At 48.3% G+C, this 22230-nt stretch carries 21 protein-coding genes and 1 riboswitch; of the genes, 3 read left to right on the top strand and 18 right to left on the bottom strand.

All coding sequences use genetic code 11. The features are described 5' to 3' along the window. Window positions 1–26: 26 nt before the first annotated feature. Together DESGI_RS13495 and ribD are read right to left on the bottom strand one after the other, a co-directional pair. Window positions 27–695 (bottom strand): riboflavin synthase, encoded by a 669-nt coding sequence (locus tag DESGI_RS13495; protein WP_006523594.1) that lies wholly within the window; start codon window positions 693–695, stop codon window positions 27–29. 1 nt (window position 696) lies between these two features. Then, window positions 697–1809: a bifunctional diaminohydroxyphosphoribosylaminopyrimidine deaminase/5-amino-6-(5-phosphoribosylamino)uracil reductase RibD gene (ribD, locus tag DESGI_RS13500; RefSeq protein ID WP_006523593.1), complete on the bottom strand. Its 1113-nt coding sequence runs from the start codon at window positions 1807–1809 to the stop codon at window positions 697–699. A 187-nt stretch (window positions 1810–1996) separates the two neighbouring features. Further along, window positions 1997–2124, bottom strand: a riboswitch (FMN riboswitch). 472 nt (window positions 2125–2596) lie between these two features. Here ribD and DESGI_RS13505 point away from each other — a divergent pair. From DESGI_RS13505 to DESGI_RS13515, 3 genes are all read left to right on the top strand, one after another. Beyond that, window positions 2597–3799, top strand: a complete 1203-nt coding sequence (locus DESGI_RS13505) for a quaternary amine ABC transporter ATP-binding protein (protein WP_006523592.1) — start codon at window positions 2597–2599, stop codon at window positions 3797–3799. After that, window positions 3789–4619, top strand: coding sequence for an ABC transporter permease (locus DESGI_RS13510; protein ID WP_006523591.1), 831 nt, complete (start codon window positions 3789–3791; stop codon window positions 4617–4619). Before DESGI_RS13505 ends, DESGI_RS13510 begins: the two co-directional genes overlap by 11 nt. Before the next feature lie 77 nt (window positions 4620–4696). Beyond that, window positions 4697–5584 (top strand): glycine betaine ABC transporter substrate-binding protein, encoded by an 888-nt coding sequence (locus DESGI_RS13515; protein WP_006523590.1) that lies wholly within the window; start codon window positions 4697–4699, stop codon window positions 5582–5584. Window positions 5585–5737: 153 nt separating this feature from the next. Here the strand turns inward: DESGI_RS13515 and DESGI_RS13520 are convergent, their stop codons facing one another. From DESGI_RS13520 to fmt, 16 genes are all read right to left on the bottom strand, one after another. Continuing rightward, window positions 5738–6442: a hypothetical protein gene (locus DESGI_RS13520; protein WP_006523589.1), complete on the bottom strand. Its 705-nt coding sequence runs from the start codon at window positions 6440–6442 to the stop codon at window positions 5738–5740. A gap of 230 nt (window positions 6443–6672) precedes the next feature. Next, window positions 6673–8619 (bottom strand): acetate--CoA ligase, encoded by a 1947-nt coding sequence (locus DESGI_RS13525; RefSeq protein WP_006523588.1) that lies wholly within the window; start codon window positions 8617–8619, stop codon window positions 6673–6675. Window positions 8620–8863: 244 nt separating this feature from the next. Continuing rightward, on the bottom strand, window positions 8864–8986 hold the full coding sequence (locus tag DESGI_RS26110; RefSeq protein WP_006523587.1) for a hypothetical protein: 123 nt from the start codon (window positions 8984–8986) through the stop codon (window positions 8864–8866). 79 nt (window positions 8987–9065) lie between these two features. Next, window positions 9066–9743 (bottom strand): GntR family transcriptional regulator, encoded by a 678-nt coding sequence (locus DESGI_RS13530; RefSeq protein ID WP_006523586.1) that lies wholly within the window; start codon window positions 9741–9743, stop codon window positions 9066–9068. Between the two features lie 178 nt (window positions 9744–9921). Then, window positions 9922–10590 carry a ribulose-phosphate 3-epimerase gene (gene rpe, locus DESGI_RS13535; protein ID WP_006523585.1) on the bottom strand — a complete coding sequence of 223 codons (669 nt, stop codon included), beginning with the start codon at window positions 10588–10590 and terminating at the stop codon, window positions 9922–9924. A 1-nt stretch (window position 10591) separates the two neighbouring features. After that, on the bottom strand, window positions 10592–11461 hold the full coding sequence (gene rsgA, locus DESGI_RS13540) for a ribosome small subunit-dependent GTPase A (RefSeq protein WP_006523584.1): 870 nt from the start codon (window positions 11459–11461) through the stop codon (window positions 10592–10594). A 10-nt stretch (window positions 11462–11471) separates the two neighbouring features. Beyond that, window positions 11472–13343 carry a Stk1 family PASTA domain-containing Ser/Thr kinase gene (gene pknB, locus DESGI_RS13545; protein WP_006523583.1) on the bottom strand — a complete coding sequence of 624 codons (1872 nt, stop codon included), beginning with the start codon at window positions 13341–13343 and terminating at the stop codon, window positions 11472–11474. Window positions 13344–13390: 47 nt separating this feature from the next. Then, window positions 13391–14767: a peptidoglycan D,D-transpeptidase FtsI family protein gene (locus DESGI_RS13550; RefSeq protein WP_006523582.1), complete on the bottom strand. Its 1377-nt coding sequence runs from the start codon at window positions 14765–14767 to the stop codon at window positions 13391–13393. Beyond that, a complete protein-coding gene (locus DESGI_RS13555; protein WP_006523581.1) occupies window positions 14764–16017 on the bottom strand; it encodes an FtsW/RodA/SpoVE family cell cycle protein in 1254 nt (417 codons plus the stop codon). Before DESGI_RS13555 ends, DESGI_RS13550 begins: the two co-directional genes overlap by 4 nt. 1 nt (window position 16018) lies before the next feature. Beyond that, the gene (locus DESGI_RS13560) at window positions 16019–16735 is read right to left on the bottom strand and encodes a Stp1/IreP family PP2C-type Ser/Thr phosphatase (RefSeq protein WP_006523580.1); all 717 of its coding nucleotides are present in this window, start codon (window positions 16733–16735) and stop codon (window positions 16019–16021) included. After that, entirely contained in the window at window positions 16686–17222 is a 537-nt protein-coding gene (locus DESGI_RS13565) for an FHA domain-containing protein (RefSeq protein WP_006523579.1), read from the bottom strand. Before DESGI_RS13565 ends, DESGI_RS13560 begins: the two co-directional genes overlap by 50 nt. 5 nt (window positions 17223–17227) lie before the next feature. Next, entirely contained in the window at window positions 17228–17977 is a 750-nt protein-coding gene (locus DESGI_RS13570; RefSeq protein ID WP_006523578.1) for an FHA domain-containing protein, read from the bottom strand. Between the two features lie 14 nt (window positions 17978–17991). After that, complete coding sequence (gene rlmN / locus DESGI_RS13575) at window positions 17992–19038, bottom strand: dual-specificity RNA methyltransferase RlmN (protein WP_006523577.1); 1047 nt, start codon at window positions 19036–19038, stop codon at window positions 17992–17994. A 32-nt stretch (window positions 19039–19070) separates the two neighbouring features. After that, window positions 19071–20471: a 16S rRNA (cytosine(967)-C(5))-methyltransferase RsmB gene (rsmB, locus tag DESGI_RS13580; RefSeq protein WP_006523576.1), complete on the bottom strand. Its 1401-nt coding sequence runs from the start codon at window positions 20469–20471 to the stop codon at window positions 19071–19073. Next, window positions 20468–21238 (bottom strand): DUF116 domain-containing protein, encoded by a 771-nt coding sequence (locus tag DESGI_RS13585; RefSeq protein WP_006523575.1) that lies wholly within the window; start codon window positions 21236–21238, stop codon window positions 20468–20470. The genes rsmB and DESGI_RS13585 overlap by 4 nt, the downstream gene beginning before the upstream one ends. Next, window positions 21238–22215, bottom strand: a complete 978-nt coding sequence (fmt, locus tag DESGI_RS13590; RefSeq protein WP_006523574.1) for a methionyl-tRNA formyltransferase — start codon at window positions 22213–22215, stop codon at window positions 21238–21240. The genes DESGI_RS13585 and fmt overlap by 1 nt, the downstream gene beginning before the upstream one ends. Window positions 22216–22230: the final 15 nt, after the last annotated feature.

A 22230-nucleotide genomic window follows, 5' to 3' on the forward strand; every position in this document is an offset into this window, starting at 1 on the left:
CGATTAATTGCAGGCAGCCACAATGCTTAAATAAATCCGTGTTCCGCCAACAAGTCTGCGGTTATTCCGCGCTGCACTGTTTTATCTCTTTCGTTTTCATTGCGCCCGGCAATACCCACCCAGCGTTCCACGTATTTACCAATCATATCACCTTCCAGGTTAACCCGGTCCCCCGGTTTCTTTTGCCCTAAAACAGTAGCCCGGGCAGTGTGTGGTATTAAAGACACCGTAAATGAATCATCATTATGGTCCACCACCGTCAGGCTGGTTCCGTCCACGGCCACTGAACCTTTGCTGATAATATAGCGCATTACCACAGGTGGTGCAGCAATAGTAATCAATGTAGCAATATCATGTTTTTCCATTCTGCTTATTGTCCCTACGCCATCAATATGACCGCTAACCAGGTGCCCACCCAACCGGTCCCCGAGTCGCAGCGCCCTTTCCAGGTTAACCCGGTCACCGGGCTGCAGCGCACCCAGGTTGGTTTTAGCCAGCGTTTCGGCCATTACATCGGCGGTAAACGCTCCCACATCATATGAGGTCACCGTAAGACATACCCCATTAACGGCAATACTGTCGCCTATCTGTACACTATCCATAATATGCCCGGCCTTGATCTTCAGCCGGGCTGAATCCGCACCCCGGCGCAGCGAAATCAGGCGACCCTTTTCTTCTACTAATCCAGTAAACATTTCAATCACTCCGTTTAACTGCGTAACCTTCTACACAAATATCTTCCCCATAACGATGCAACTTAATATCTTTTATTGGCAGCGCATCCTGCAAAGCGGTTATACCCGGGTCGCCTACCGGACCTGGTGCACTTTCACCTCCGATTAACTTGGGAGCTATAAACCAGTTAACTTTATCCACCAAATTACATGTAATAAACGAACCGTTGACCCGGGCACCCCCTTCCACCAGTACACCGGTAATCTCACGCCGCCCCAGTTCATGCAGTAAGACCCCCAGATCAATACCGCCTTCGCCACCGGTCACTTCCAGTACCCGGGCACCGGCTTCCCTTAGCAGCCGCACCCTCTCGGGCGGTGCTCCGGGCGTGGTAACAATAATTGTGGGGGCTTCCGACGACTGGGTGATCACCCGGGCCGTTTCCGGTGTCCTCGCCTTGGAATCAAGTATTATCCTGACCGGATCTTTACCGCCACCCTCCGGTAACCTGGTAGTAAGGGATGGGTCATCAGCCAGCACTGTACCCACACCCACTAAAATAGCATCATACCTATCCCGCAGCCTGTGAACAAATTCCCTGGCCGCATTACCGGTAATCCACTGGGACTCCCCTTTAGCAGTGGCTATTTTACCGTCCAGGCTCATGGCGGTTTTCATAACCACGTAAGGCAAACGGGTGGTGATATACTTAATGAACACTTCGTTTAGTCGACGGGCATCTTCCTCAAGCACGCCACAGTCTACATGCACGCCGGCTTCTGTTAACTTTTGGATACCCTTACCTGCCACCAGCGGGTTGGGATCGGTCATGGCCAGCACCACCCGTCCGATCTGTGCTTTAATAATCGCATCGGTGCATGGTCCGGTGCGGCCGTGGTGACAGCAGGGCTCCAGTGTAACATATAAAACAGCTCCCCCGGCAAGGTCACCCGCTTCCCTCAATGCATGCACCTCAGCATGCGGAGTACCTGCACGGGCATGATAACCTCTACCTACCACATGGCCATCTTTAACCACCACGGCACCTACCATGGGATTGGGGGTAGTGCGTCCCATAGCCCTGGCCGCCAGCTCCAAAGCCATCTGCATATAATGTTGATCTCCGGCGTTCAATTATTCACCTTCTTTATCTGTAAAATGCAACATATCAGCTTACCACAACTATGATTGCCATGTTCCCGACGCATCACCTAGTGCGCAAAACCAAAAACCCTGAAGAAATGTAATTCTTCAGGGCAATAAACAAAAACAACAAGCACACTTTGTCCTTTAAAAGGCAAAATGAAGCCGCTGCACATTAAACAACCTTCTCCCATCCAGACTTTACTGTCGGCTCCGGAATTACACCGGATCAGCCCTTAAGGGCTCGCGGGCTTAGAATATGACCTTACCGCCGGTACGGAATTTCACCAGTCCCTGAAGGTTAATATTATTTTACGTTAATTATATTGACATGCATTATGCATGTCAATATTCATAATTAATTAATACAAATATCGCAAATTTTTATACTTTATAAATTCGTTCGGAATAAGCTCCCGCCTCTGCAGTCGGAGGAGGCTTCACAATTTGATAATCATTATAAACTAGACAGTTAATAAACTTTTATGTTAAAATAAGTCGTATTGCGACAACTTCTATTAACTGATCGATTTGCTGCCATACTACTTATCATTATTTGGATGCCTCGCATTAAGGCACTATGTGTCATATGACTACTGCGAAGAGTTTTGAACCCCACAATTAATATATTGTCGCACCGCAGGTACAATAGTTCCAACACGAAATGACAATTCTTTTATAAATCCTTCCGACCGTTTTTCCGAACACAGTTGTTCGTACATTATTGATATTTATTAGTATGATTAAATTTATATTTATTATGAAAGGCTGAATGCTGATGGCTAAAGTTATAGTTGAAGACCTGGTTAAAATTTTCGGCGACCATCCAGACCGCGCATTAAAAATGTTACAAGAAGGGAAAAGCAAAGAGGAAATACTGGAGGCCACCAACAACACAGTTGGTGTCTATAACGTATCATTTCAGGTTGAGGCAGGGGAAACCTTTGTATTAATGGGCCTGTCAGGCAGCGGCAAATCCACTTTGTTGCGCTGTATCAACCGTCTTATTGAACCAACCAGCGGCAAGGTGCTCATTGACGGCGAGGAATTAACGGGTGTTGATGAAAATCAGCTCAGGGAAATACGGCGCCAAAAACTGGGCATGGTATTCCAGCGTTTTGCACTGTTCCCTCACCGCACCGTGGTGGATAATGTGGCCTTTGGACTGGAGATTCAAGGATTAAGCAAGGAAGAACGCCTGGCTAAGGCCAGCCAGGTATTGGAGGTAGTGGGATTAAAAGAATGGGAAAACAGCATGCCCGATCAGCTCAGCGGGGGCATGCAGCAAAGAGTGGGACTGGCCCGGGCGCTGGCCAGCGATCCCGATATTTTATTAATGGACGAGGCCTTCAGCGCCCTGGACCCACTGATTAGAAAAGGTATGCAGGATGAATTGCTCTCCTTGCAAGCAACATTGAATAAAACAATTATCTTTGTCACCCACGATTTGGACGAGGCGCTGAAAATTGGTGACCGCATTGCGCTGATGAAAAATGGAGCCATTATTCAAATAGGTACCCCGGAAGAAATCCTTACCAGCCCGGCCAATGACTATGTGGAAAAGTTTGTCGAAGATGTGGACATGTCTAAAGTACTCACAGCCGAAGGGGTCATGAAAAAGCCCGATACAGTTATTACCTCTAAAGACGGACCCCGCACCGCCATGCGCAGAATGCGGGAAAACGGTATTTCCAGCATATTCATCGTCGGCAAGGATAGGCGTCTGGTCGGGCTGGTGATGGCGGATGATGCCCTAAGGGCGGCTGAGGCGCATAAAGAAACCTTGGATGATATTATCCTTAGAGATACTCCCCGGGTATCACCCGACACCCCGCTGACGGAATTAATTCCACTGGTGGCTGAAGCAAGGTATCCCATCGCAGTGGTTGATGAACAAAACTACCTGCGGGGTATTATTGTACGAGGTTCCGTGCTGTCCGGTATGATCCGAAAGGGGGAAAACGGAACCGATGCTGCCTAAAATATATATCGGGGAATGGGTTGACGCACTGGTGGTCTGGGCCACCGATAACCTTACGCCGCTGTTTGACGCCATTGTGGTGGTCATACAATTTATTGTGGGTAACTTGACTTGGGCGTTAACCACACCTCCTCCCTGGGTAATCATTCTTTTATCTATACCTCTGGTATGGTATCTGACCAACTGGAAAACCGCCGTAGGCACGTCCCTTGGCTTGTTGCTGATATATGATTTAAGAATTTGGGAACCCTCCATGAATACCCTGTCCATGGTGATTGCCGCCACCATTGTGGCGCTACTCATAGGCATACCGCTGGGCATTTTAACAGCCCGCAGTAATACCGCACATAAAATTATTATGCCGTTGCTGGATTTCATGCAAACCATGCCTCCGTTTGTTTATCTGATCCCTGCGGTGCTGTTTTTTGGCACAGGTGCGGTACCGGGTCTGATTGCTACGGTGGTGTTCGCCATGCCACCAGCCATCCGGCTGACCGGTTTAGGCATTCGGCAGGTACCAGTAGAGCTGGTAGAAGCTGCGGAAGCATTCGGTTCCACCGAATATCAAAAATTAGTCAAGGTACAGCTGCCCGTAGCCATGCCCACCATCATGGCAGGAATTAACCAGTGTATTATGCTGGCCCTTTCCATGGTTGTTATTGCTGCCATGATCGGGGCTGGCGGCCTGGGTTCAGAGGTTTTGCGGGGTATTCAGCGTTTGAATATTCCCGTAGGTTTTGAAGGTGGTCTGGCTATTGTGATTATTGCCATCATATTAGACAGAATTACCCAGGGTTTTGGCAAGAGGGGTAACCAGTAATCAACAAAAAGATCTATAAGATAACAGCTGCATGTTTGTTCATAAAAAAGTATTAATTAAAAGGGGGAGATATAAAAATGCGCAAGGTATTCAAAGTATTGCCATTGGCAGCGGTGCTGGTATTGCTGACTGCCGTGTTGTTCGGCTGTGGTGGCGGAGACGGAGGCGGCGATGTACAGGGTAAAATCGTCGGTATTGAGCCCGGAGCCGGGATTATGAGCGCCACGGAAGCAGCCATAGAGGAGTATGGGCTGGACTATCAGCTGCAGGACAGCAGCAGTGCGGCCATGGCAGCATCCTTGAAAAAAGCAATTGATAATGAAGAATGGATAGTGGTAACCGGATGGACACCGCACTGGAAGTTTGCCCAGTGGGACCTTAAATATTTGGACGACCCTAAGGAAGTTTACGGCGGTGAAGAACACATCGCCACCATCGCACGCACTGGTTTAGCCAGTGATAATCCGGAAGTCCATGAAATGCTGGACAAGTTTTATTGGGCACCCGCAGACATGGAAGCTGTTATGCTGGATATCCAGGACGGCATGACCCCCGATGAAGCTGCCGACAAGTGGATTCAGGATAACCAGGACAGAGTTAACGAGTGGCTCCCTGCCCAAGAGGCCGCCGAAAAAGGTAAAGTAACCCTGGGCTACGTTGAATGGGATTCCGAAATTGCCAGCACCCACGTGGTAAAGAATGTTTTAGAGGACATGGGCTATGAAGTTGAGGCAATTGCCGTGGATGCCGGTATTATGTGGACAGGTATTGGCAACGGCGATTTTGACGCCATTGTTTCAGCCTGGCTGCCCGGAACTCATGGTGATTATTATGATAAAGTTAAAGATAATGTGGATAACCTGGGGGCCAACCTGGAAGGTGCTAAAATAGGCCTGGTGGTACCGACCTACGTGACCATAGATTCCATAGAGGAACTTAACGATGCAAAGGACAAATTCCAATAAACAGCAGTTTAAAGGCGGCCCATGGGCCGCCTTATTTTTGCTAAAACTCAGGTATATTAAAATATACGCTGTACTTTTTAGTCCTGCTTGCTCATTGCGGAAAAGCACCAATATATTGCAAGGCGTAAGACGCAAGTATCCTAAGTAGTGCGCCTAAGATATTTCGGGCTTACTCAGGCTGCCCCTGTATTTGTGCAAATCTGAAATTATGCCATTTATTCGATCAATAGTAGCTTTACTTTTCCAATATCCCTGTACATCGGTGCACCGGTTTAAACAGCCATATAAAACACTCAGGCGCAAATGAAGTCGCCTTGGCAACAGGGCCACGTCACCGCCCAGCTTATGCCAGGCTTCTGTAAAAAAAATCGTCTCCCCGGTATGCTTATGACGGTTTTCATACTGCTCACCTTTACCCGCCACCAGGTCATTGATAATGGAACGATTTTTTTTGAGCTCCTCCAGCAGCTCATCAATGACAAACAACCTTTTTTCAGTAACCTCCTGCACCCTGATCACCTGGTAATACCACACCGTAACAATTACACCGAACAATGTTAACAATCCGCCCAGCGCGGCCTCATTGAATCCCCTGGCGAATTCCGGCGTATTAACGTGCTCACCCAGTGTATCAAACAAACTGGGAAGAGCATTGGAAAGCCACTCCCAATTAGCCATAATCACGATCAATTCCCTGTTTAAAGACAGGATAACCCATATGATAACGGGGCTAAATATCATAAGCAGGCATATCAAAAGCTTTTTTATGAATCTAAGTATTTTACGCAGCAAGCGATTGGCCATTGTCATAATAATTTTCTTAAAATGCTGTGCTTTTGATAAATTACATTCGTTCATTCAGTCACCTCAAAAACTTTTAAAAAAAGTGATACATACAGGCCAACACTTTTTCGCATAAAAAAGCCACCGTATATAACCGGCGGCGTTCTTATATTATCCACATTCACTTTTTTTTATCCCTGTATTACGCATCATACATCCCGATCAAGAGCCGCCCTAAAAACGGCGGCTCTTCACCAACAGGTTCCCACTAACTCGTTAGTCAGACAGTAAATATTTTTATTTGCTTAACCTTTCATTTTTGATATAGCATCCTTGATTTCCGTAATGGAGGCCTCTTCTTCGATTGTGGATAAATCACCCAGTTCTTTACCAATCCAGAGGGTCTTCATTACCCGTCGCATAATCTTACCGCTTCGGGTTTTGGGCAGTGTACCAACGAACTGGATATCCCGCATCACCACAATGGCTCCCATGGTGTTGCGCACGTGGGCAATCAGTTCCTTCCTCATTTCCTCGGTAGGTTCATAGCCCTGTTTGAGCACTACAAAGGCACAGGCCACCTCACCCCTCAAATCGTCGGGCACCCCGGATACACCAGCCTCAACCACTGCCGGGTGGGATATAAGAGCACTCTCCACCTCCACTGTGCCGATACGGTGCGCAGCTATTTTTATGACTTCATCAGAACGACCGGCAAAGAATATATATCCGTCTTCATCCATATAAGCAGCATCACCGCAAAGGTATTTGCCCATGGTAACGGGCAAGCGTTCCCAATAGTTCAATTTATATCCTTCCGTATCTCCCCATAACGTAGAAACCAACCCCGGGAAGGGCTTGTTAATCACCACAATCCCCTTTTCTCCTGGCGGCAAGGGTTTGCCGTCTTTTTCATCAACCACCTCTGCCACCACGCCGGGTACCGGTATATGGGCCGATCCCGGTTTAATGGGTACTATGCCAAGACCGTAGGGGTTAGCAAAAATGGGACCGGATGTTTCGGTCTGCCACATGTGATCCATTACCGGAATCCTATTCTCAAATACCTGTTCCTGCAACCAGGACCAGGCCGGAGGATTTAATGTTTCACCGGCACAGAATATTCTTTCAATGGAACTTAAATCATGCTTACGAGGCTCATCTATACCCAGGCGCATCAATCCCCGCACACCGGTCGGTGACAACCACATCGCAGTAGCTTTGTTGCGGGAAGCCACTGCCCACCACATATCCTTGTTGGGATAATCCGGAGTCCCCTCATATAGCACGGTGGTGCACCCCGTCAGCAGCGGGCCGTATACGTTGTAACTATGTCCCACAATCCACCCGATATCAGATGTGCAAAGCCAAACATCACTTTCTTTAAGACCATAAATCCACTTACCCATACTATAAACATAAATTTGGTAACCACCATGCTTCTGCACTGTCACCTTGGGTTTGGCGGTGGTGCCGGATGTAGGCAACAGGAAGAGCGGGTCATTAGCATCCATAATCTCACAAACATCGCTTTGTCCTTCCCCACAGGCCAGGAATTCATCCCAATACATATCCCGCCCGGCCGTCATGGGATATTCCATCTCGGTGCTTCTTTTCAGCACAACCACAGTTTTAATTAAATCAGGCGGGCACTTAGCAATACCCTCATCAACAATGGGTTTTAACGGCACAGGCTTACCCCGGCGAGAACCCTCATCCTGAGCAAGTATATAGTTGGCACCCGAGATTTGCAAACGGTCAGCTACAGCATTAGATGAAAAGCCGGCAAAAATAACCACGTGTATGGCGCCAACCCGGGCACAAGCCAACATAGAGGCAACTGATTCAACCCCGGTGGGCATATAAATAGCGACACGGTCACCCTTTTTAACACCTATGCCGCGCAGCGCCTTTGTATATTGTTTAACCAAATCAAACAGCTGAGCGTAAGTAACGGCTTTGACTTCACCAGTCTCCCCGGACTCAGCCACAATAGCCGCCCTTCCGGACCGCCCCTTTTCGATATTATAATCCAGACAATTATAGCTAATATTCGTTTGTCCACCTATAAACCATTGAAAGGTGGGGTAATCCCAATTAAAAACTTTATCCCATTTTTTAAACCACTTAATTTCACTCATGGCTTGCTCGGCTGCATGTCCCCAAAATCCCTCGGTGTCTTCAGCCGCCCAATCAATAAAGTTTTGCACGTTTGGCGGTATTAACCCGGTGCCTACTTTTTTTCTTTCCATCGCTTAACATTCCTCCCTTTAATATTCATTTAGTTAATTTATAATCTTTCTTAGTATTTATTTATATATAAACTTCACATTTATAATGTTTGAATTTTCTTAATTTAATTTATATTTATTTTATTATATTATTGCTGCATCATAAATGGTTTAGCGCTGGAATGCTAAAATTCATCTCCCAATGGTTGTTGAAGTTACTAAAAAGAACTCCCTTCGGTTGAACAAAGGGAGTTCTTTTTTCATCTTATTGTTTTATACTGTCTTGCTCTTCCTCCGCTGTCAATTGCGGATCATCCAATTCCCTGCGATCGGCATCGGCTGATTTGTTATAATCCCGGGTTCTCTTTTCGAGGTCTTTAAACCCCATTTTTACATACCCCCTTGGTTATTTGGGGATAGTATTTACCAAAATAATATATTTTATACATCATTTACCAAGTGCAATGTCAAAGGTTTTGATATAAATTTTTTTCTTCGATACTTTCCGGCGGCAATTCTTCACCAGTAACCATTTGATAAACCATTCTGGCTGAGTCATGGGTACCCACCATTAGCAGTACGTCGCCAGCCTGCAGGGTGGTTTTAGCTTCCGGGGAAAGCATTTCATGACCGTTACGATAAATGGACAAGATTGTAGCCCCGGTACGCGCTCTAAAATCAGCTTCAGCCATAGATTTACCAAGCAAGGGCGAATTATGGGGCACCGTCACTTCCTCCAGCTTTTGAAGCCGCCCGGCCATCTTAAATGTGTAATCCAAAAGCTGGTTGGTCAGATGATCTATTTCTGTGTTCAGCTTTTCCCTTTCCCTTAATAGCTCTGTCAATCGCTCCTGAATATCTAATAAAACCTTTTTTTGATTATAATCTGCCAGGTATTCACGGGCAGAGACATCTGATTTTACGACCACGCCCACTCCGGGCATTACATCAACGATACCCCTTTCCTGAAGTAAAGTTAAAGCCCGCCTAATGGTCTCCGGTGATACATTATATTTACCAGCCAGTGTTGACCGGCCAAAAATCTTCTGGCCTATACGGTATTCCCCCCGTACAATACGGGTAGCTATGTCCACCGCAATGGTAATATACCTGGCCAGGTGGACGTGTGATCGATGTTCCTGCATCGGATATTTACCCCTTCTTTTTTTATTATCATGTACAAATAGAATTATTTAATTCGTATCAGCCAATTAATATGAATTAAATAATACCACAAGAAAATCACTTATTGGGTTACTGCTCAGATATTATCTTTTCCCATACGACCATCTAACTTTCAACTTTCAACACCCGGTACCAGCTTTAGTACCCCATACCGCAGCAGGACGCTTGCCTGAGTGCCCGTACCGCTGCTGACGGGTCGGCGGCACCAAAAACCGCAGACCCGGCTACCAGCACATTAGCACCGGCTTTAACAACACCACAGGCTGTTTCCTTATTTATTCCACCGTCCACTTCCAGCAAGACATCTGGTTTTTGTTCCTTTAAAAATTGGCTGATCTGTTTAATTTTAGGCAGCATTTGCTGTATAAACTTCTGGCCGCCAAAACCCGGGTTTACTGTCATCACCAGTATCAAATCTAAAAGAGGCAAAACATAGTCCAAACTGCCGGGCGGCGTAGCCGGGTTAAAAGCCAGACCAGCCTTTTTGCCCGTTTGTTTAATCATTTGCAATGTACGGTGCAAATGTGAACAAGTTTCGATATGCACAGTAATTATATCGGCACCGGCAGCAGCAAATTCGTTAATATACCGGTCGGGATTTTCAATCATTAGATGCACATCGAAAACCATATTCGACACCAGCCGCAATGCCCTGACTACCAGGGGACCAATAGTGATGTTGGGCACAAAATGCCCATCCATTACATCGATATGTAAAAGATCGGCACCGACTTCTTCCACAGCCCGCACCTGATCACCAAGAATGGCAAAATCAGCAGACAAAATTGAAGGAGCAATTTTAACCAAACTAATATCTCCTTTCCGCTTCCATAACTTCCGTTAAAAAGTCCAGGTAATGCCGGTAACGCAGTGCCGAAATACGCCCCCGATCCACGGCATCTTTTACAGCACAGCCCGGTTCCCGGTGGTGCAAGCAGCCCACAAACTTACACTGCCCTTCATATACAGCAAACTCAATAAAATAACCCGCCAACTCCTCCCGAAGCATGGGGGGCAAATGCATACTCGAAAAACCCGGAGTGTCGGCAACCAGACCACCGCCCGCCAGGGGGATCAATTCCACGTGCCTGGTGGTATGCTTGCCCCGTTTCAACTTAGTGCTAATATCCCCTGTTTTCAGTACCAAACCGGGCTGCAAAGCATTTAGCAAGCTGGACTTACCCACCCCTGAGGGTCCGGCAAATACAGTAATCCGATCTGTTAGAACCTCCCGCAGTTCGTCTATATGTGAACCCGTCTTGGCGCTGACCCAGAACACGGCATACCCGGTTTTTTTGTATTGCTTTACAATATCCGGCTCTGTATCACCAACCAGGTCATTTTTATTAAAGCAAATCAACGGTGTTATACGTGACGCCAGGGACTGCACCAAAAATCGATCTAATAGCGATGGATTGGGTTCCGGATTGTTGATGGCAAATATAATAACGGACTGTTCCACATTGGCCACTGGTGGCCTAACCAGTTCTGTGCTGCGGGGGAGTATATCCTCTACAACACCATCTGTATCATTAATCTGTTTTATGCGCACCCGATCACCCACCAGCACCTGGCCCCGCTGCCGGCGAATTTTCCCCCGGATGGCGCAATTTAAAACCTGGTCACCCACCCGCACGAAATAAAAACCACCATAGGCCTTTATTATCACTCCATCCATAAAGGCCCTCCTATTTTAATTTTTCATCCCATATTAAGTCTTTATCGATATATACCTCTACCACCCCACTACCCACATAAGTTATACTTTTTTCTATTCGGTCGCCGCCTATATGGGAACCAGCGTATTGGACATTGCGACCCTGTATATCTTCCACCACTATCTCCACCAGGTGTTCGTCTCCATCATTGGGTATTTCATCCGATATTTTAACAATAGACTCCCTATCCAGGGGCCCGGGACCATTATTCACTACCACACTAACCAACGTACCCTCTTCCACCTCTTTGTCCGGTGCAGGAGTCTGATCAATGATTTGTCCCGGTAAAAATCCTGATGCAAATTCTTTTTTAATATCTTCTTCATTTAGCACTAAATTTATATTTGCCAAAATCGACCGGGCTTCATCCAGAGTATACCGCTTTAAATCAGGTACTTGTTGTTTTTTGGGTTCCGGACCCTTGCTAATGGTAACCTTCACCTCTGTACCTTTGGGTACCTGCTCACCAGAGACAGGGGATTGTGACACTATTTTTCCCTTTTCTACTTCAGCATGAAATATTTCATCGTCGGAACGGGCGAGTTTTAACCCGACCGCATCTAATTTATACTGAGCCTCATAATCTGTTAACTTATACAGACTGGGCACTTCTCGCAATTCCGGTCCCTTACTGACCGTTAGGATTATTTCCCGTGGCGGTTTTACTTCCGGATCATCAGGTCCAATGCTCTGTTCTATAACTGTCCCCTTCTCTTCTTCGCTGTACTCCTCAGTGATCTTAGGCTGCAAGCCTAGCGCTACCAGCTCTTTCTGGGCCTGTTCCTGAGTCTCGCCAATGACACTGGGCACTTTAAACGGTTCAACGTTCAAAAAATTGTATAAACCGTATAAACCTCCGGCCATTAGCCCCACCAGCAGCACAAGTACCGCACCCCAAACCCATCTCTGCCTACTCAAGTTTCCAACTTTATTAACAATATTAACAGCTTTAGTTTTTTTAGCCGCCCCGGACGCCGCCCTGGCCACCAGTTCATCAGTTGGAATAACCACCGTGGCCTGCCCGGTGTCTTCAAGGGCCACTTCCAAATAGCGGGCCAGCTCCGCAGCGCTCTTAAACCGGTCTTCAGGTTTCTTTTCCATAGCCCGCATAACCACCGCAGCCAATTCTGCAGGTACGCTATCATTAACTTCATCAACAGGCTGTGGAGTTTCCTGAATATGTTTTAATGCTACGGCAATGGGACTGTCTCCGCTATAGGGCTGTTTACCGGTCAACATTTCATACAGTAAAATACCCACAGCATAAATGTCTGATTTGGCGGTGGCGGTCTCACCCCGGGCCTGTTCAGGACTCAAATAATGTACCGAACCCATAATGGTGTCAGTGCGGGTAATGGTGCCCGAAGTGGCTTCCATAGCAATGCCGAAATCAGTCAGCTTTGCTCTCCCGTCGTCTGTTACCAGTATATTATGCGGTTTAACATCCCGGTGCACAATATGGTTTTCATGGGCATGTTCCAGCGCTTCACAAATCTGCACGGCGAAACGCACGGCATGCTCAGGCGCAAGCTGTCCGTTTTTACGGATGATGGCCTTGAGGTTATCCCCTTGGATATATTCCATCACCAGGTAGTGAATACCATCTTCCTGGCCTACATCATGAATGTTGACAATGTTGGGATGGGATAATCTGGCCACGGCCTGGGCTTCACGCCTGAATCGCTTGATAAAATCTTCGTCCGAGGTGAACTCGGGGCGTAAAACCTTAATGGTCACAAAACGGTTCAGAAAAGTGTCCCGGCCTTTATATACAATGGCCATGCCGCCGCCACCAAGTTTCTCCAGTATCTCATACCTGTTTCCCAGCATTTTGCCGATCATATTTATTCTCCTCAAAAATCATCTGGCGATTTGCGCGCAATTAAATATCAGTCCAATGCATGCCTGATAACCTCCCGGGCCAGCGGGGCTGCCACAGCCCCCCCGGAACCGGCGTTCTCCAACAGCACCGCCACAGCCACCCGGGGCTCCTCTGCCGGAGCAAAACCAACAAACCAGGCATGGCTCCTGCCATGCGGGTTTTCTGCCGAACCTGTTTTGCCGGCCACCGTAATATCCGGCAGTGCAGCCGCCTTCCCGGTGCCTTGTTTTACCACATCAATCATAAATTCGCTTAAAGCATTGGCCACTACCGGATCCATGGCCTTGAGCCATTGTTCCGGCTGTTTGTGGCTCGGAACTTTATTTACATCAGTATAGCCCGATACTAAATACGGTTTCATAATAACCCCGTCATTAGCTACGGCAGCTGCCAGTAAAGCAGCCTGCAGTGGGCTGATCAGTATTTCGCCCTGCCCGATGGCGCTGGATGCCAGGTTCGGCCCGTCCATTTTATCGGCCTGGGTAATATTTCCGCTGTATATCGGTAAGGGAAATTCAAACTCTTTACCTATTCCAAACGCCTGGGCCTCCCGGGTGAATTGCTGTGTGCCCAGAGCCAGACCGTAACGCGCAAAAGCTACATTGCAGGATTGCGCAAAGGCTTTTTTAAAATCCACGCTTCCGTGCACAGCATTGTCATGAAGCGTAAAGCCGCTTATCTCCAACTGCCCCGTACAGTTTATTGTATCCCCGGCAAGTTCGGGCAAATTAGTCAATAGAGCTGCAGCGGTAACAATTTTAAAGACTGAACCGGGGGGATAGGCGCCTTGTACAGCACGGTTCAACATGGGCGAGTCCGGGTGGTTCATATAATCCGCTACCTGCGAGGGTTCATAGTTAGGGTAACTGGCCATGGCCAGCACCTCCCCCGTGGCTGGATTTAATACTACCACGGCCCCTTTTTTACCCGCGAGCAAACCGGTAACATATTGCTGCAGCTCGGCATCGATAGTAAGGGTAACATCATTGCCAATACCGGGGTGCCCCAATATACGGTTGCGCAGGTTATTCAACTCATTACCGCCCTCAAGACCCAATAAAATATTCGCCATGGATTTTTCAATACCGGCAGTCCCGTATTTATTAGAATTATAGCCAACAATATGTGCGGCCGCACTACCCAGCGGGTATTCCCTGGCATATCCGCCTTCCACCGGAACACTGCGGGCCAGTACCGTGCCTTGCCTATCTACGATATCCCCCCGCTTAATTTGATTTTCCCGAACAGCAATACGCGGGTCGGCCGGCGCGGTACCACTGCTAGCCACATGTTTAATATAAAACGGAATCAAGGCCAGGTAAATACAGATTACCGCCAGTCCCGCAAGTATTAAATATGCCAGCCTGCGTACATTATCTTTCATAGCTTATTGGCCTCACCGGATATATTAAGCAGCATCCCGGCCAAAATAAAATTGGCCACCATTGAACTACCCCCGTAACTAATAAATGGTAAAGTGATACCCGTCATGGGCAATAATTTAGTCACCCCGGCAATTATAATGAATACCTGTAAACCCAAAATGGCAGTAAAGCCGGCGGCCATCAACCCGGCATACTCATCTCGCGCCACCAGGGCGATTTTAAAACCGCGGTAAACCAGCAGCATAAACAAAATCATAACGCCAATGCCACCAAGCAAACCGGTTTCTTCACAAATAGCGGCAAAAATAAAATCAGTGTGTACCGCCGGAATGAACCCGGGAAATCCGGCCCCCAATCCGGCACCCCAAATACCTCCGTCGTTAATAGCATATAGCGACTGAATGATTTGGTAGCCCGAGCTCTGCGCCGTAGACCAGGGGTTCAGCCAAATAGCCACCCGGGTATGAACATGACTTACCACCATATAAGCGGCGACCGCCCCGGCAAGAAACATTAACGTACCAAGTAAAATATAGAGCCAACGGGCTGTGGCCATATATACCATAGCTAAAAAGGTGCCAAAATAAATAAGTGCAGTGCCCAGGTCCTTTTGAAATACCAGCACCATCAGTGCCGTCAACCACATTCCTAAAAGTGGCCCCCATTGCTGAACACCGGGTAAAAAATAAACCCGCTGTTCGCCCGCCTGCAACAGCATGCGGCTTTCCATTAAATAACTGCCCAAAAAAAACACCAACAGCAGTTTAACAAATTCAGATGGTTGAAAGTGAAACAATCCCAGGTCCAGCCAGCTTTTCGCCCCGCCCAATTCAATACCGAAAAATATAGGCAGCAACAGTGCTAAAATACCGGCCAGGGCCACCAGGTATTTATAGTCGGCCAAATCGCGATATCGGCGCAGAAAGGTAGTGGTCAAAAACAGCGTTACCAGACCTATAACCACCCAGGACAACTGCCTGTACCCATACCCTGGATTCAACCTGAACAGAAACACTACACCTGTACCCGCCAAAAAGCTAATCAGAGGGGTTATATACATATCAAAGTTGGCCTTCCGGCTTTGCCACAGCATACTGAGCAGCATAAAGCCAACAAACATTATCAAGGATGCAGCCATGGCCCACAGCCCATCCGGGCCGGGTTCATTCAGGTAAAGAATTAATCCCCCGGTGAGGGTGTAAAGGAAAGCCACGGCCAGCAATTTACGTTCTATACCTCGCCCATGCAAATTAATCCACCGCCAGAAGAATAATCGTTATGTTATCATTACTGCCGAACGCAATGGCTTCCTTTTGTAACAAATACACAGTTTCATGCAGGTTAGGGGACAACATCACCAATTCCCCAATCCGCTGCTCAGGCACAAAGCCAGTTAGTCCATCAGTGCAAATGAGCAACCTGTCTCCTTTAGCAATGCCATACTCATAGATATCCACATCCACCCGGGGGTCGATACCAAGTGCCCTGGTTAAAACATTGCGTTGCGGATGTCGCAGGGCTTCTTTTTCGGATATTCCGCCCCCGTCGATCAACTCTTGCACCAGCGAGTGGTCAACGGTCAATTTATTGATTTGACCTTCCCTAAGTAGTAATGCCCTGCTATCGCCCACATTGGCCACCGTTACTTTATAATCCTCAACCAGACAGGCAGTTATGGTCGTACCCATCCCCCGGCGCTGCATATCTTCACGGGCGGCCAGGTAGACCGCTTCGTTTGCTTGCTGTATGCCCCAGGCCAACCTGTCCCGGCTGGGCATCTTCTTATACTGGAGTTTCCCCAGACAATGCTCCAAGACCTCCAGTGCCAGCCTGCTGGCCACATCCCCTGCCTGGTGCCCCCCCATACCGTCCGCTACAGCAAATAAGCCCAAATTAGGACAAACACTTAGCCAGTCTTCATTCCTTCGGCGCACCGGACCGCATTCGGTGATCTGAGTCCACCTCATAACCCCACCTCACAAACTTGAATATTATCTCACCTATCCTTATTTGATCACCATTGGCCAGCACTGCGGGTCCAGTAAGGGGTTTACCGTTTAAAAAAGTACCATTTTTGCTTCCTAAATCCTCCAGCCAGTACTGCCCATCCTGGCTATATAACCTGGCATGGCTGTTTGAAGCAAAACGGTCGGGCAAAACAATTTCGTTATGTGCCCCACGACCTAAATTTAACTCACGGGCCAGGGCAAACTCCGCACCATCTATGGCATATTCCCCAGGCGAGGATTCAACCACAAGCATTCCCGGGCCGTTTTTTTCAGTGATGACCTGGCTTGGCGCCCGGTAACCAGCGCCCTCCTTTATTTCATCGACCTTGGCAGAAGGTCTTGCAGTTTTATGTAAATCTTTAATTAAATGAATTAAAACGATAAATATAAATACGTATATTAATACCAAAAAAGAGGTGCGCAATACAAATAAAATAATATCCAAAAAAATCATTCCACCTTAAATATCAATACCGTATTGCCCATTTTGATAATATCCCCATCGACAAGCTCTCTCTCGGTAACTTTTACCCCGTTGACATATGTGCCGTTGGTGCTGGACCGGTCTTTGATGACAAAATGCCGGCCTGTACGACTTAGGGCTGCATGCCGCCTGGAGATACTATTGTCCGGCAGGCATATATCACATATTTCTCCGCGACCTATCACCGCCTGGCTGCTGTCCAGTGTAAACCGTTTACCGGCAAGCGCACCCTCCACGACTTCCAGCAGCACAGTTTCGTTTCGACTCGGTTCATCAACCACACCCCGCAACGGTGTAAAGCGCATGGTATCTTCCACTGTTTCCGGCTTTTGCTCTTCTTCCACACTTTCATCAAAATAACTCTTTATAAGCATCTGTCCCTGAAGAAGGTCTTGCTGTTCTATAAAGGACACGGCCACAGACCCCAGCATGGTATACTTTTTTTCCGCCGCCTTATTCTTTACATACTCGGTCATCTCCGCCGATAAACGATCAATAAGCGGGTTAACCGCGGTAAAGTCCACTGAACCAAGAAAAATCTCAAACCGATTGGGAACGAAAATATCTTTTAGCCCGGCCCGACGGCAATCACGCATTTCCCTCGCCAGCCTTTTGGCTATTTCCACCGGTTGCAGACCACCGCTGCCGAATTTATCTTTAAAAAAACCTTCAATATATTTTTCCAGGTTACCTTCCAGTTCCGAAAAGAAGCCCACCGTCAATCACCTCGTTACGGTTTTTCACTAGCCGTTAACCGCCGACGCAACTGACCGCACGCAGCATCAATGTCCAGTCCCATTTCCCGGCGCACGGTTACCGGGTATCCGGCTTTCTCCAGTACTATCTTAAAAGCCTGCACATCCCTTGCACCACTGCTTTCAATGCCGCGCTCTGGAACCGGATTGGCCGGGATTAAATTAATGTGACAGTGAATGCCGCGCAATATACCGGCCAGCTCTTTGGCATGCGCCAAAGTATCATTTACCCTACCCAGTAAAGCATATTCAAAGGACACCCGGCGACCAGTGGACTCAGCGTAAGCACCACAGGCCGGGAGTAGCTTTTCCAGAGGGTAGGCCCGATTAACCGGCATCAGTTGGCTGCGCAGTGTATTATTGGAGGCATGTAAAGAGACCGCCAGGGTAATGGCCAAGCGCAATTGCATCAATTCGTAAATACGCGGCACGATACCGCAGGTCGATAAAGTAATATGCCGGTGACCGATACCCAATCCTTTGGGTGCACTAACCAGTTCCATAAACTTAACTGTGTTATCATAATTATCCAGTGGCTCGCCAGAACCCATTAATACAATACGCTCGATACGCACACCAGATGCTTTTTGCATAGCCCAAATTTGGTCTATCAGCTCACCCGGGGTAAGGTTGCGGACCAGCCCTTCCAGCCCGGAGGCACACAGCCGGCAGCCCATACGACAACCTACCTGGGTAGATAGACAGGCGGTATAGCCATAGTGATATTTCATCAGCACGCTCTCCACGGACTGGCCGTCTTGTAATTCCAACAAATATTTGGCTGCCTCCCCGTTACGGGAAACCTTTTTATCGAGTATTGTCAAACTGCCGGGACTAAATTTAGCGGCCAGCTTGTCCCGCACTTCCCTGGGCACATTAGCTATGTCCGCAAAGGAAGCCGCTCCCTTGCGGTGCATCCAGTCAAAAACCTGGGCAGCCCTGAATTTGGCCATGCCCAGGGCAGTTACCTCAAGTTCTAATTCCTCCAGTGTCAAATTTTTAATATTGGGCAAACCCGGCATATAAAATCCCCCGTCGACATGTTTTGCTATTTCTACACTCTGCCATACAAATCCTGCTGGGAGGTTAGCGGCATATTATCGCTTTTTCGCAGCCTGGCTATAAAAAAGCCGTCCAGGCCATGGATATGAGGTAATAATTGTAGATAACCCCGGCCCATGGTAGCTGTATAGTCAAGGCTGTCGGGTAATAATTCAGCCAGGGACTCCCATTGAAAATCAGCATGCTTATGTAAAAATGACTTCACCTGCCCCAGATTCTCTTCACAGGTAATTGTGCAAGTGCTGTATACCAGCACCCCGCCTGGTTTTAACACCGCTGCAGCGGACTCTAAGATTTGCGCTTGTAGTTCAGCTAAAGCGGCAAGTTGCTCTTCACCCTTGCGCCATCTGGCATCTGGGCGCCTGCGCAGCACGCCTAAACCGGAGCAGGGAGCATCCACCAGTACGTAATCAGCCCAACCAGTATACTTCTCAGGTATTTGCCTGGCATCGGCCAAAACCGGCTGCACTATTTGCACACCCAGACGCCTACAGTTTTCCTCAATCAGTTTTATTTTGTGCTCGTGCACATCAAGGGCCATAATGACGCCCTGGTTTTGCATCAATTGGGCCAGGTGGGTGGCTTTACCACCCGGGGCGCTGGCTACATCCAGCACCCGGGATCCCGGTGCAGGACGCACGGCTTGCCCCACCAGTATGGAACTTTCATCCTGAGCCTGCAACAGCCCTTCTTTAAACGGTGCCAAACCGCCCAGGGATACAAATCCCTGCAGCTGAAGACAATCTACAGCGTATTGACCTCTTGTGGCTTTCACCCCCAGAGTGGCCAGCTTTTCGATTAATTCCGCAGCACTGGTTTTTAAAGTATTTACCCGCACGGTATTAGGCGCGGGTTGATTATTGGCTGCACAAAGTGCCTCTGTTTCTGCAAATCCAAAATCATTGAGCCACCGGCGAACCAGCCAGGCCGGATGGGAGTGGCGCAAAGCTATGTACTGCACCGGATCCTCGTTAGGGTCGGGGTAGTTTAATTGCTTCTTGCCCCGTACTAAATTACGCAGCACACCGTTAACAAATTTAACAATGCCTTCATGGCCATGCCGGCGGGCCAAAATGGCCGACTCATTAACTGCAGCGGAATCAGGCACCCGGTCCATAAATAAAATTTGGTAAGTCCCTAAACGTAAAATATTCCGCACCGCAGCGGTTAATTCGGGCAATGACCGCCGCAGGTAGCGGCTTAGCGCCCAATCCAGCGTATTTTGGGTGCGCAGTGTTCCGTAAACCAGCTCGGTGATAAAAGCCCGGTCTAATTTGCCCGGGTTCATCTTGTCCAGCACCGCACCCAGGGCCAGATTGGCGTAGGCTTCCCGTTCCTCTACCGCAAGCAGCACTTTTAAAGCGGTTTCCCTGGCACTTATTTTTTGCGTCAAATACAATCACTTCCATTACGTAAAAAGTATTGGATGGCTTCATCAACCCGCTGATAAGAAAACTGTGTGTCATGGCAGGGTCCGTGGGGTCTTAAATTGGTAACCCCCAGCACTGGGATAGGATTGGCGTCCAAAATACCGCTGGTTAAATCCCGCTCGCAAGCTATGGCCACAATAGCTTTAGGGCGGTAATCACGCACATACTTGCGGGCCAGGGTACCTCCGGTGGCCATCCCCACCCGAATACCATAATGATCCCGCAGGCGCAGTAAATCACTAACCATACACTGGCCACAGCGGCGGCAATTATCCACATTACCGGTAACTTTATGTGTGCAGGTACTGCTTTGCAGGCAGTGCGGAGCCAGCAGCAACAACTGATCGGGTGCAGCGCTAATATGCATAGCCCTGACCAGGTTATTGTTCACTTCAATAAAAGAGCGTTTAATACGGTTAAGGTCAATGCTCAGCAACTTGCCCAGTATTAAAACCAGTGGAAAAAAGGTGTTCAATGCCACCCGCACGGGACCTTGTAACAATGCCAGGGGTTTTGAACGAACAAGCGTTAAAACTATACCTGCGAGACCAAAACCAGCCAATAATATGGCAATTATCAGCACCGCGTCCACTGCCAGCAGCACCAGTTTATAAACCACGGAACTTTCCGGACTGAAAACCAGATACCAGATGGCCACTGCCAGCATACACACTGCCAGCAAGCTAACTATCAGCAACCCGATGAAAAGGCGTTTTCGTTCGTAGATCATCACATTATACACTTACCGTCACGCCGGGCCGCCTGTCTTTCAGCCAGCCTGGTACCGGCATCCAACGGGTGGCCCCGCAAAAAATCGGCTGCTGTCATTCGTTTTTTACCTTGCAATTGCAATTCATCAATACTTAGTATACCATCACCGGTTTGCACCAAAATGCCCCGGTCACCACAGGCTTTCAACACCAGGCCCGGCTCTGCAGCAACGGCAGGGTAATCCCTGATCAAGGAGACTTGCCATATTTTTAGCAACTTGTCCCCCAGATAAGTGCGTGCACCAGGCCAGGGATTCAGTCCCCTGATCTGATTTTTGATGGTCGACGCATCCCTTTCCCAGCGAACTATTTCATCGTCCCGGGTAAGCATGGGTGCGTAACTGAAACGGCTATCATCCTGCGGCACGGGCTGCGGCAGCCCGGTTTTCATAATTTCCAGCACTTCAAGCAGCAATTGCCCACCCAACATTGCCAACCGGTCATGGACTATTCCCACGGTATCATCCGGTCCGATGGGCACCTGGCCCTGCAATAACATTGGGCCGGTATCCAGGCCCGTGTCCATTTGCATAATGGTAACACCCGTTTGCCGCTCCCCATTGATTACCGCCCTGTGTATGGGTGCCGCCCCCCGGTAGGCCGGCAACAGCGAAGCATGTACATTTATGCAGCCGTATGGGGGCAGATATAAAATTTCAGCCGGTAATATTTGACCGAAAGCGGCCACGACAACGATATCCGGACTTAACCCCCTTAACACCTCAATAAAAGCAGGCTCACGAACTTTTTCGGGTTGGTAGACCGCCAGCCCCGCCGCCAGGGCTGCTGCTTTAACTGGCGAAGGACGCATCTTTTTCCCCCGCCCACCTGGCTTGTCAGGCTGGGTAACAACTGCAACAACATCATAATTATTTTGCAGTAAAATACGCAATGATGGTACTGCAAAATCAGGTGTACCCATAAAAATAACGCGCATAATGTTTATACTCCT

Origin of the sequence: Desulfoscipio gibsoniae DSM 7213 (assembly GCF_000233715.2) — a bacterium.
In the GTDB taxonomy this organism is placed as follows: Bacteria; Bacillota; Desulfotomaculia; order Desulfotomaculales; family Desulfallaceae; genus Sporotomaculum; species Sporotomaculum gibsoniae.